This window comes from Pseudomonas sp. 13159349 (assembly GCF_013305685.1).
GTDB classification, from domain to species: domain Bacteria; phylum Pseudomonadota; class Gammaproteobacteria; order Pseudomonadales; family Pseudomonadaceae; genus Aquipseudomonas; species Aquipseudomonas asiatica.
The window spans coordinates 3,413,557-3,424,953 of record NZ_CP045553.1 but is presented as its reverse complement, the minus strand read 5'-3'; the positions used below and the strand labels follow the sequence as shown (position 1 = coordinate 3,424,953).

9 protein-coding genes are annotated in these 11,397 nt (G+C 63.5%); 6 read left to right on the top strand and 3 right to left on the bottom strand.

Going from position 1 to position 11,397, the window contains the following annotated elements; all coding sequences use genetic code 11:
* Positions 1–67 precede the first annotated feature (67 nt).
* Together GEV38_RS15915 and cysS are read left to right on the top strand one after the other, a co-directional pair.
* Positions 68–1,771 (top strand): glutamine--tRNA ligase/YqeY domain fusion protein, encoded by a 1,704-nt coding sequence (locus tag GEV38_RS15915; RefSeq protein WP_173895879.1) that lies wholly within the window; start codon positions 68–70, stop codon positions 1,769–1,771.
* 9 nt (positions 1,772–1,780) lie between these two features.
* Positions 1,781–3,163: a cysteine--tRNA ligase gene (gene cysS, locus GEV38_RS15910; protein ID WP_013972907.1), complete on the top strand. Its 1,383-nt coding sequence runs from the start codon at positions 1,781–1,783 to the stop codon at positions 3,161–3,163.
* Positions 3,164–3,297: 134 nt separating this feature from the next.
* On the opposite strand, the gene GEV38_RS15905 is transcribed toward cysS, so the two are convergent.
* The 3 genes from GEV38_RS15905 to csiR all read right to left on the bottom strand — a co-directional run bounded on the left by GEV38_RS15905 (position 3,298) and on the right by csiR (position 6,254).
* Entirely contained in the window at positions 3,298–4,689 is a 1,392-nt protein-coding gene (locus GEV38_RS15905; protein WP_015270631.1) for a HAMP domain-containing sensor histidine kinase, read from the bottom strand.
* Positions 4,667–5,347 (bottom strand): response regulator transcription factor, encoded by a 681-nt coding sequence (locus GEV38_RS15900; RefSeq protein WP_013972905.1) that lies wholly within the window; start codon positions 5,345–5,347, stop codon positions 4,667–4,669. Before GEV38_RS15900 ends, GEV38_RS15905 begins: the two co-directional genes overlap by 23 nt.
* 211 nt (positions 5,348–5,558) lie before the next feature.
* Positions 5,559–6,254: a DNA-binding transcriptional regulator CsiR gene (gene csiR / locus GEV38_RS15895; RefSeq protein ID WP_015270630.1), complete on the bottom strand. Its 696-nt coding sequence runs from the start codon at positions 6,252–6,254 to the stop codon at positions 5,559–5,561.
* 195 nt (positions 6,255–6,449) lie between these two features.
* Here csiR and glaH point away from each other — a divergent pair, with 195 nt between their 5' ends.
* From glaH to GEV38_RS15875, 4 genes are all read left to right on the top strand, one after another.
* Positions 6,450–7,427, top strand: a complete 978-nt coding sequence (gene glaH, locus GEV38_RS15890) for a glutarate dioxygenase GlaH (RefSeq protein ID WP_015270629.1) — start codon at positions 6,450–6,452, stop codon at positions 7,425–7,427.
* A 114-nt stretch (positions 7,428–7,541) separates the two neighbouring features.
* The gene (gene lhgO, locus GEV38_RS15885; protein ID WP_003260140.1) at positions 7,542–8,804 is read left to right on the top strand and encodes an L-2-hydroxyglutarate oxidase; all 1,263 of its coding nucleotides are present in this window, start codon (positions 7,542–7,544) and stop codon (positions 8,802–8,804) included.
* A 151-nt stretch (positions 8,805–8,955) separates the two neighbouring features.
* A complete protein-coding gene (gene gabP, locus GEV38_RS15880) occupies positions 8,956–10,347 on the top strand; it encodes a GABA permease (protein ID WP_023661037.1) in 1,392 nt (463 codons plus the stop codon).
* Between the two features lie 87 nt (positions 10,348–10,434).
* Entirely contained in the window at positions 10,435–11,328 is an 894-nt protein-coding gene (locus tag GEV38_RS15875) for a PA4780 family RIO1-like protein kinase (RefSeq protein ID WP_015270627.1), read from the top strand.
* The last annotated feature ends 69 nt before the right edge of the window (positions 11,329–11,397 follow it).

Below are 11,397 nucleotides of genomic sequence, written 5' to 3'. Positions count from 1 at the left end.
TTCGGCTATGATAGGCCCTTTGATTCAATCGGCCTACCCAGGCCGGACACGTGCATTCAAGGATCCTATGAGCAAGCCCACTGCCGACAACGCGCCCAACGCCGCTGCCAAAGGCGCCCCCGCTGTCCCTGCGAATTTCCTGCGGCCGATCATCCAGGCCGACCTGGACTCGGGCAAGCACAGCAGCATCGTCACCCGTTTCCCGCCGGAGCCCAATGGCTACCTGCACATCGGTCACGCCAAGTCGATCTGCGTCAACTTCGGCCTGGCCAAGGAATTCGGGGGCGTCTGCCACCTGCGTTTCGACGATACCAACCCGGCCAAGGAAGACCAGGAGTACATCGACGCCATCCAGAGCGATGTCAAGTGGCTGGGCTTCGACTGGGCCGGCGATGTGCGCTACGCCTCCGACTACTTTGACCAGCTGCACGACTGGGCGGTCGAGCTGATCAAGCGTGGCAAGGCCTACGTCTGCGACCTTACCCCCGAGCAAGCCAAGGAATACCGTGGCAACCTCAAGGAGCCGGGCAAGAACAGCCCGTTCCGCGAGCGCAGCGTTGACGAGAACCTCGACCTGTTCGCGCGCATGAAGGCCGGCGAGTTCAAGGATGGCGAGCGCGTGCTGCGGGCCAAGATCGACATGGCCTCGCCGAACATGAACCTGCGTGACCCGATCCTGTACCGTATCCGCCATGCCCACCACCACCAGACCGGTGACAAGTGGTGCATCTACCCGAACTACGACTTCACCCACGGCCAGTCGGACGCCATCGAGGGCATCACCCATTCGATCTGCACCCTGGAGTTCGAAGGCCATCGTCCGCTGTACGACTGGTTCCTCGACAACCTGCCGGTGCCGGCGCACCCGCGCCAGTACGAGTTCAGCCGCCTGAACCTGAACTACACCATCACGTCCAAGCGCAAGCTCAAGCAGCTGGTCGACGAAAAGCACGTCGAAGGCTGGGACGACCCACGCATGTCGACCCTGTCCGGCTTCCGTCGCCGTGGCTACACCCCGGCTTCGATCCGCAACTTCTGCGAAATGATCGGCACCAACCGTTCCGACGGCGTGGTCGACATGTCGATGCTCGAGTTCAGCATTCGTGACGACCTGGACCGCACCGCACCGCGCGCCATGTGCGTGCTGCGCCCGCTGAAGGTGGTCATAACCAACTATCCGGAAGGCCAGGTCGAGCAGCTCGAACTGCCGCGCCACCCGAAGGAAGACATGGGCGTGCGCGTGCTGCCGTTCTCCCGTGAACTGTACATCGACCGCGACGACTTCATGGAAGAGCCGCCGAAGGGCTACAAGCGCCTGGAACCGGCCGGTGAAGTGCGCCTGCGCGGCAGCTACGTGATCCGCGCCGACGAGGCGATCAAGGATGCCGACGGCAACATCGTCGAGCTGCGCTGCTCGTACGACCCGGACACCCTGGGCAAGAACCCGGAAGGCCGCAAGGTCAAGGGCGTGATCCACTGGGTACCGGCCGAGGGCAGCATCGAGTGCGAAGTGCGCCTGTACGACCGCCTGTTCCGCTCGCCGAACCCGGAAAAGACCGAGGAGGGCGGCAGCTTCCTGGACAACATCAACCCAGGCTCGCTGCAGGTGCTCAGCGGCTGCCGCGTCGAGCCGTCGCTGGCCCAGGCGCAGCCCGAGGACCGTTTCCAGTTCGAACGCGAAGGCTACTTCTGCGCCGACCTGAAGGACAGCCAGCCGGGCCGCCCGGTGTTCAACCGCACTGTCACCCTGCGTGACTCCTGGGGCAGCTGAGGAACCGCCGTGCTTACCATCTACAACACGCTGAGCAAAACGAAGGAAACCTTCAAGCCGCTGGATGGCAACAAGGTGCGCATGTACGTGTGCGGCATGACCGTGTACGACTACTGCCACCTGGGCCATGGCCGCAGCATGGTGGCCTTCGACCTGGTCACCCGCTGGCTGCGCAAGAGCGGCTACGAGCTGACCTACGTGCGCAACATCACCGACATCGATGACAAGATCATCAACCGGGCCAACGAGAACGGCGAAAGCTTCGATGCCCTGACCGCCCGCATGATCGACGCGATGCACGAAGACGAGCGCCGCCTGAACATCCTGCCGCCGGACCAGGAGCCGCGTGCCACCGACCATATCGCCGGCATGCACGCGATGATCCAGACCCTGATCGACAAGGGTTATGCCTATGCCCCGGGCAATGGTGACGTGTACTACCGCGTCGGCAAGTTCGTCGGCTACGGCAAGCTGTCGCGCAAGAAGATCGAAGACCTGCGCATCGGTGCCCGTATCGAGGTCGACGAAGCCAAGCAGGACCCGCTGGACTTCGTGCTGTGGAAGGGCGTCAAGCCGGGCGAGCCGAGCTGGGAGTCGCCATGGGGCCCGGGGCGTCCGGGCTGGCACATCGAGTGCTCGGTGATGTCCACCTGCTGCCTGGGTGAAAGCTTCGACATCCACGGCGGCGGTAGCGACCTGGAGTTCCCGCACCACGAGAACGAGATCGCCCAGAGCGAGGCGGCCACCGGCAAGCAGTACGCAAACGCCTGGATGCACTGCGGCATGATTCGTATCAATGGCGAGAAGATGTCCAAGTCGTTGAACAACTTCTTCACCATTCGCGACGTGCTCGAGAAGTATCACCCGGAAGTGGTGCGCTACCTGCTGGTGGCCAGCCACTACCGCAGCGCGATCAACTACTCGGAAGACAGCCTGCGCGACGCCAAGGGCGCGCTGGAGCGCTTCTACCACGCCCTGCGTGGCTTGCCACGGGTGGCGGCCAAGGGTGGCGAAGAGTTTGTCGAGCGCTTCAGCGTGGCCATGAACGACGACTTCGGCACCCCCGAAGCCTGCGCCGTGCTGTTCGACCTGGTGCGCGAGATCAACCGCCTGCGCGAAAGCGACGTGGAGGCTGCTGCCGGCCTGGCAGGTCGCCTGCGCGAGCTGGGTGACGTGCTGGGTGTGCTGCAGCTGGAAGCCGATGACTTCCTGCGTGCAGGGGCCGAAGGCAAGGTGGATGCCGCTGAGGTCGAGGGCTTGATCCAGGCGCGCCTGCAGGCGCGTGCGGACAAGAACTGGGCCGAGTCCGACCGCATTCGCGACCAGCTGACCGCCATGGGTGTGGTGCTGGAAGACGGCAAGGGTGGGACTACCTGGCGTCTGGCCGACTGATCGATGTCATTGGGGCTGCTGCGCAGCCCATCGCCGGCAAGCCAGCTCCCACAGGAACCGCGCAATACTGAAGAACTGCGCAGTCCCTGTGGGAGCTGGCTTGCCGGCGATGGGCCGCATAGCGGCCCCAGCTTCTATTTGGCTAGCCCGGCGAGCGGGCAGTGCAGTACCAGCCTCGCCCCACCCAGCTCGCTTTCCCCCACTTCCAGCCCGAACCCATGCAGGTCGACGATCGCCGCAACGATCGACAACCCCAGCCCGAACCCCGCATGGCGGTGGCCTTCATCGCTACGGTAGAAGCGCTTCAGCACTGCCGCACGTTCCTCTTCCGGAATACCCGGCCCGCTGTCCTCGATGGCCAGGTGCAGCCCTTTGTCGTCCTGCGTCGCCGCTATCCGCACCAGCCCACCCTCGGGCGTGAACTTGATGCCGTTGCCCACCAGGTTGGCCAGTGCCTCGAACAGCAGTTCGCGGTCACCATGCAATGCCGGCAGTTCGGCCGGCTGCTGCAGTTCCAGGCGGATGCCGCCATCTTCTGCCAACGGCAGGTAGAAGTCGTGCAGCTCGACCAGCAACTCGTGCGGGTCAAGCTGGACGAAACCGGCCCGCCGCTGGCGGTCTTCCAGTTCGCTGATGCGCAACAACCCGCGAAAACGCGCCATCAGGGTGTCGGTTTCGCTAATGGCCTGGTCCAGTGCCTCGGCCTGGGTGGAGTCAGCGTCACTTTGCTGGCGAATGCGGTACAGCTGGGCGCGCAGGCGCGTGAGCGGGGTGCGCAGGTCGTGGGCGATGTTGTCACACACGCCCTTGACCTCGTGCATCAGCCGCTCGATGCGGTCGAGCATGGCGTTGACGATGGCTGCCAACATGTCCAGCTCGTCGCGCCGGGCCGACAGCGGCAGGCGGTGGGTAAGGTCACCGGCGACGATCAGTTCGGCCTGGGCCTGGATCGCGCGGATACGCTTGAGTGGGCGGCGCCTCAGCAGGTACCAGCCGGCAAAGCCCGGGATCAGGGTCAGCGAGATCCCCCAAAGCAGGGCATGCAGGATGATCCGGGTGACCACGAACAGCGAGCCGTTGTCGCGCACCAGCACCAGCCAGCGGCCATCTTGCACCTTGATCGCCACCGCGTCGCAGCTGTCACGCGGCATGTGCGGGTCGTCGGCGTCCAGGCAGCGCTTGAGTTCGTGAACCTTGCCGTCCAGCCCCAGCTCTGGCGGGATGGCGCGAATGCGCCCGCCGATCGGGTTGAGTTGGTTGTCGAACAGGCCGTAGGCGTCGAAGCTGCGCTCCTCGAAGGCCTGGCTGGCGACCAGGGCGTCGTCCAGCTGTTTGCCGCTCATGTGCGCGAACAGGTGCTGGCGCTGCAGCATCGAATGGCGGGTGAGTTTGTTCAGGTAGCTGGACACCTCGAAGTACAGCACCCCCATGAGGATGCTGCTCCAGGCCACGAACAGAAAGCTGTACAGCGCCAGCAGGCGGCTGGTCGAGGAGCTCCAGCCCTTAGACGGGTTCAGCAATGGCATAGCCGGAGCCCCGTACCGTACGGATCAGCGGCGACTGGCCGGGCGAGTCGATTTTCTTGCGCAGGCGACCGATGTGTACGTCGATCAGGTTGGTGCCCGGGTCGAAGTGGTAGCCCCAGACTTCCTCGAAAATCATCATCCGCGTGATCACCTGGCCGCTATGGCGCATCAGGTACTCCAGCAGCTTGTATTCGGTGGGCAGCAGGTTGAGGGTCTGTTCGCCACGGCGGGCTTCGTGGCTGATCAGGTCCAGTTGCAGGTCGGCGACCTGAAGGCGGGTCTGGGTCATGGGTACGCTGTTGCGGCGCAGCAGCACTTCGACCCGCGCGGCCATCTCGTCGGAGGCGAACGGTTTGGTCAGGTAGTCGTCACCCCCGGCACGCAGGCCGCGCACCCGCTCGTCGACGTCGGAGAGGGCGCTGATCATCAGGATCGGCGTGGCAATCTTGAGGTTGCGCAGCGTGGTGACGATGGTCAGGCCATCGACCTCGGGCAGCATGCGGTCCAGGGTGATCAGGTCGTAGCCGCCGGCAATGGCCTTGGCCAGGCCTTCACGGCCATTGTCGGCCCAATCCACCTCAAGGCCGTGGCTGGTAAGTTCGGCGACGATTTCCTGGCCGGTGACGGCGTCGTCTTCGATAGTCAGTACGCGAGGCATGCTGGTTCCCGGGCATCTATTGGAGACTTGATTGTGCCAAAGAATAGCCAAACGGCGATTTAAGAAAAATTCATCTGGCGCGTTTTGCCTGCCCTGGCCCTATCGCCGGCAAGCCAGCTCCCACAGAGACCCCACAGGCCCCGAAGGCAGCGCAGTACCTGTGGGAGCTGGCTTGCCGGCGATAGGGCCCTGAGGGATACAAAGCAACCCTCTAGCGTGCGCCGATACCCTCGGCATGCATGATCTGCGCAATGATCGGCACCGGAGTCATCAGGTGCGAGCGCATCATGGCACTGGCGCGCTTGGCGTCCCGGGCCAGAATCACTTCCACCAGAGCCGCATGCTCCTGGCGCTTGAGCTCCAGGGCCTGTTCGGAAAACACCGTCTGGGTCAGCCACAGGTGCCGGTAGCGCTCGGCCTGGTCGAACAGGTAAGTGCGCGCCTGCAGCAGGTGCTTGGAGCCGCAGCCCGAGGCAATGGCCGTGTGGAATGCCTTGTGCCGTTCGTCCCACACATCCAGGCGCTGCTCGCGGGTCTTCACTTCCACCACCTTGGCCAGGGTATGCGAGTGGGCCAGTACCGACGCCTCCCAGGCGTCGTCGCCACGCTCGATGGCCAGGGTGATGATCATCGCCTCCAGGTTGGCGCGGGCATCGTAGATGTCGTTCATCTCGTCCAGCGACATGGGCGCCACACGGTAGCCCTTCTGGCTGATCGCGTTGACCAGGTGCTCGGCCACCAACTGCGACAGTGCTTCGCGCAGCGGGCCCACGCCCAGGTCGTAGCGCTCCTTCAGGGTGCTCATCAGCAGCTTTTCGCCGGGTTTGAACACGCCGCGGATGATGTCCTTCTTGAGCCTCTCATACCCGCTGAATGCTGAGTTTTGTCGGGGGGCGAGCGCTTCCAAGGTCCTGTTCCTCAAACGGTTTTGACGATCATACCGAAAGCGTTCGCCGGCGAAAAACAATGGACAAAAATACATTCTGTCTTTGAAAAATAAAAATGTAGACATTTTGCGTTTATGGCGATAATTTTAGCTCGCCCGCACTGATCCAGGTCATGCCCGGACGGCGCTACTCATTTTTTCTGCCAGGACACTGCCATGAACGCTTTTACGCAGATCGACGAACTTGTGATGCCACTGCCGCTCGAGCCGCGTGGTTACACCATCGCCCCTTCGAAACAGTCGCCGCGCCTGCTTGAGCTCACCTTTGCCCGCGAAACGGTCGAAGCGTTCGTCCAGGCTGTTGCCCAGTGGCCGGTGCAGGCGCTGGAGTACAAGTCGTTCCTGCGCTTCCGGGTTGGCGAGATCCTCGACGAGCTGTGCCAGGGCACCCTGCGGCCGGTGCTGCTCAATACCATCCTCAACCGCGCCAGCGGCGGCATGCTGATCACCCCGGTCGGCCTGGATGACGTGAGCCAGGCCGAGGACATGGTCAAGTTCACCACCGCCTGCGCACACCTGATCGGCCGCTCCAACTACGACGCCATGAGCGGCCAGTTCTATGCCCGCTTCGTGGTGGTCAACACCGACAACTCCGACAGCTACCTGCGCCAGCCGCACCGGGTCATGGAGCTGCACAACGACGGCACCTTCGTCAACCAGATCACCGACTACGTGCTGATGCTGAAGATTGACGAAAAGAACATGGAAGGCGGCAACTCGCTGCTGCTGCACCTGGACGACTGGGAGCAGTGCGACGAATTCTTCCGCCACCCGCTGGCCCGTCGCCAAATGCGCTGGACCGCACCGCCGAGCAAGAAGGTGTCCGAAGATGTGTTCCACTCGGTATTCGACACCGATGCCGAAGGCCGCCCGACCATGCGCTACATCGACCAGTTCGTGCAGCCGGAAAACTACGAGGAGGGCATCTGGCTGAACGCCTTGTCCGAATCGCTGGAAGGCAGCGAGAAGAAGCTTTCGGTACCGGTCGGTGTGGGTAGCTTCCTGCTGATCAACAACCTGTTCTGGCTGCATGGCCGCGACCGCTTCACGCCGCATGAAGGCCTGCGCCGCGAGCTGATGCGCCAGCGCGGTTACGTGGCCTTCCCCAAACCGCTGTACCAGCGCGGGCAATAATGACAGGGCGCGGGGCGGGCGCCCGCCCTCGCGTCTTTGCACAAAACGATGCCACCAGGGCCCGCGCGGGCCTTGGTGAGCCAGTCAGGCAATGCCTGCGTGTGAGGTAAGGCTGTGTACGATTTCATCATCATTGGCGGTGGCATTGTGGGCATGTCCACGGCCATGCACCTGATCAAGGTCTACCCGGATGCGAAGATTCTCCTGCTGGAGAAAGAGTCCGGCCCGGCCCGCCACCAGACCGGCCACAACAGCGGCGTGATCCACGCCGGCGTGTATTACACCCCCGGCAGCCTCAAGGCGCGCTTCTGCCTGGAAGGCAACAAGGCCACCAAGGCTTTCTGCACCCAGCACGGTATCCGCTTCGATGAATGCGGCAAGCTGCTGGTGGCTACCAACGACCTGGAAATGCAGCGCATGAAGGCGCTGTGGGAGCGCACCGCGGCCAATGGCCTGGAGCGCTACTGGCTGTCGGCGGCCGAACTGCGCGAGCGCGAGCCCAATATCGTTGGCATGGGCGGCATCTTCGTGCCCTCCAGCGGTATCGTCAATTACGCTGAAGTGACTGCGGCCATGGGCGCCGAGTTCCAGCGCGCCGGCGGTGAGATCCGCTATGGCGCCGAGGTGGTTGGCCTGCAGGAGCTGGCCAGCGAAGTGGTCGTGCGCACGCGTGGCGACCATCATGACGATGAGTTGCGCAGCCGTTTCCTGGTGACCTGCTCGGGCCTGATGGCCGACCGCGTGGTGAGCATGCTGGGCCTGCGGACCGAGTTCGTCATCTGCCCGTTCCGTGGCGAGTACTACCTGCTGCCCAAGCAGCACAACCAGATCGTCAACCACCTGATCTACCCGATTCCCGACCCGTCCATGCCGTTCCTGGGGGTGCACCTGACTCGCATGATCGACGGCACCGTGACCGTTGGCCCCAACGCCGTGCTGGCAATGAAGCGCGAGGGTTACCGCAAGCGTGATGTCAGCCCAGCCGACCTGTTCCAGACCCTGACCACCCCCGGCATCCTCAAGGTGCTGGCGAAGAACTTCCGCCCAGGCCTGATCGAGATGAAGAACTCGCTGTTCAAGGGTGGCTACCTCAAGCAGGTCCAGAAATACTGCCCGAGCATCACCAAGGCCGACCTCACGCCTTATCCGGCCGGCGTGCGTGCCCAGGCCGTATCGCGTGACGGCAAGCTGATCGACGACTTCCTGTTCGTCAACACCGCTCGCAGCGTCAACGTGTGCAACGCACCGTCGCCGGCCGCTACCTCCGCCATCCCGATCGGCGCGTACATCGTCGACAAGGTATGCGAGCAGGTTGGCCGCCAGGGCGGCAGTTTCCCCAAGGCCGACCTGGCGCCTCGTCAGCGGGCTGCCGGCTGACCTACCCGTAATACGCCCTGCGGTTTCGTTTTCCTCAACCCGTACTGCCCTACTCACCATCTGGGGCAGGGCGGGCTTTTTCGCGCCTGCGTCGGTGACGTGCAAGCCGGCGGCCCCAGCGTGGGCATGACAAAAACAACAAGGTAGCGCCATGCAAACCCACAAGAACAATTTGAGTCATGGATTGAAATCCCGGCATGTCACCATGCTGTCCATTGCCGGCGTGATCGGTGCCGGCCTGTTCGTCGGCTCCGGCCGTGCGATTGCCGAGGCAGGGCCCGCCACCATCCTGGCCTATATCCTGGCCGGCGCGCTGGTGGTGCTGGTGATGCGCATGCTGGCCGAAATGGCCGTTGCTTCACCGGACACCGGTTCGTTCTCTACCTATGCCGACCTCGCCATCGGCAAATGGGCCGGCTACACAATCGGCTGGCTGTATTGGTGGTTCTGGGTACTGATCATCCCCATCGAAGCCAATATCGCCGCCACCATCATCAATTCCTGGGTCCCGCAGCTGGAGATCTGGGTCTTGTCGTTGGTGATTACCCTGTTGCTGACCGCCACCAACCTGTTCAGCGTGAAGAACTACGGTGAGTTCGAGTTCTGGCTGGCGTTGGTCAAGGTGGTGGCCATTGTCGGCTTCATCGCGCTGGGGGTATGCGCCATCTTCGGCCTGCTGCCAGGCTCCGGTGTCAGCGGCGTGTCGCGCCTGTGGGACAGTGGCGGCTTCATGCCCAACGGTTTTGGTGCGGTGCTGAGCGCCATGCTGATTACCATGTTCTCGTTCCTCGGCGCCGAAGTGGTGACCATTGCCGCAGCCGAATCGGATGAAGCGGGCAAGCATATTTCCAAGGCCACCAACTCGGTGATCTGGCGGATCACGCTGTTCTATATCCTGTCGATCTTCATCGTCATCGCGCTGGTGCCGTGGACTGACCCGCGCCTGGCCACCGAAGGGTCCTATGTCACGGTGCTGGACACCCTGGGCGTGCCGAATGCCAAGGCCATCATCGACTTCGTGGTGCTGACGTCGGTGACCAGTTGCCTCAACTCGTCGCTGTATACCGCTTCGCGCATGGTCTACTCGCTGAGCCGCCGCGGTGATGCGCCGGCCTGTGCCCAGGTGACCAGCCGCAGCGGCACCCCTGTGGTGGCTGTGCTGCTGTCCACAGGCGCAGCTTTCCTGGCGGTGATTGCCAATTACCTGGTCCCGGCCAAGGTGTTCGGCTTCCTCATGGCAAGCTCCGGCGCCATTGCCCTGCTGGTGTATCTGGTGATCGCCGTTTCCCAGCTGCGCCTGCGTCAGCGCCTGACTGCACAGGGCAAGACGTTGGGCTACCGCATGTGGCTGTTCCCATGGCTGACCTGGGGCGTGATCCTGTTCATCAGCGGCGTGCTGGTACTGATGCTGTTCCGCCCGGATCACCGTCTGGAAGTAGTATCGACCATGGTGCTGGCGGTACTGGTGGTGTGTTCGGGCCTTCTGGTCACACGGCGCCGGGCGCGCGAGGCGGTGGTTGGCAGCGTAGGGCAGGGCGCTTGAGTCGCTCGGCCTGAAGACAGACGAGCAAGTCGCATCAGGCTGTGAGAGGATGTCCGCCATCACAGCCAGGACCCCGAACGCAGCCTGATGAAGACACCCAAAAGAATCGAACCCCTGATCGAAGACGGCCTGGTCGACGAAGTACTGCGGCCGTTGATGAGTGGCAAGGAAGCCGCCGTGTATGTGGTGCGCTGTGGCAGCCAGGTGCGCTGCGCCAAGGTTTATAAAGAAGCCAACAAGCGCAGTTTCCGCCAGGCTGCCGAGTACCAGGAGGGCCGCAAGGTTCGCAACAGCCGTCAGGCCCGGGCCATGGCCAAGGGCAGCAAGTACGGCCGCAAGGAAGCCGAAGACGCCTGGCAGAACGCCGAAGTGGCGGCGCTGTTCCGCCTGGCCGGCGCTGGTGTGAGGGTTCCCAGGCCCTACGATTTCCAGGACGGCGTGCTGTTGATGGAGCTGGTGACCGATGCCGACGGTGACGCGGCCCCGCGCCTGAACGACGTACACCTCGAAGCCGAGGAAGCCCGGGCGTACCATGCCTTTGTCATTCGCCAGATCGTGCTGATGCTGTGTGCCGGGCTGGTGCACGGCGACCTGTCGGAGTTCAACGTGCTGCTAGGCCCGGACGGGCCGGTGATCATCGACTTGCCGCAAGCGGTGGATGCAGCGGCCAACAACCATGCCTTCAGCATGCTGCAGCGCGATGTGGCCAACATGGCCCATTATTTCGGGCGCTTTGCGCCGGAGCTGAAAAGTACCCGGTATGCGCAGGAAATGTGGGCCTTGTACGAGGCGGGCGAACTGCGCCCGGACAGCCCACTGACGGGGTTGTTCGAGGATGACGAGCAGGCGGCTGACGTGGCCGGGGTGATGCGCGAGATCGATGCGGCCCGGCTGGATGATGCGCGCCGGCGCGCCGCGCGGGCCGAGGCTGAGCATGGGGCGGCCAGGGCAGAGGAGCCTGCGCCGCCCTGGCTTCAGTAAAATGTTGCCTTGAGGGCTGCACAGTTCTCTGTAGGAGCAGCCTTGTGCTGCGAAGAGGCCTGCAAGGTA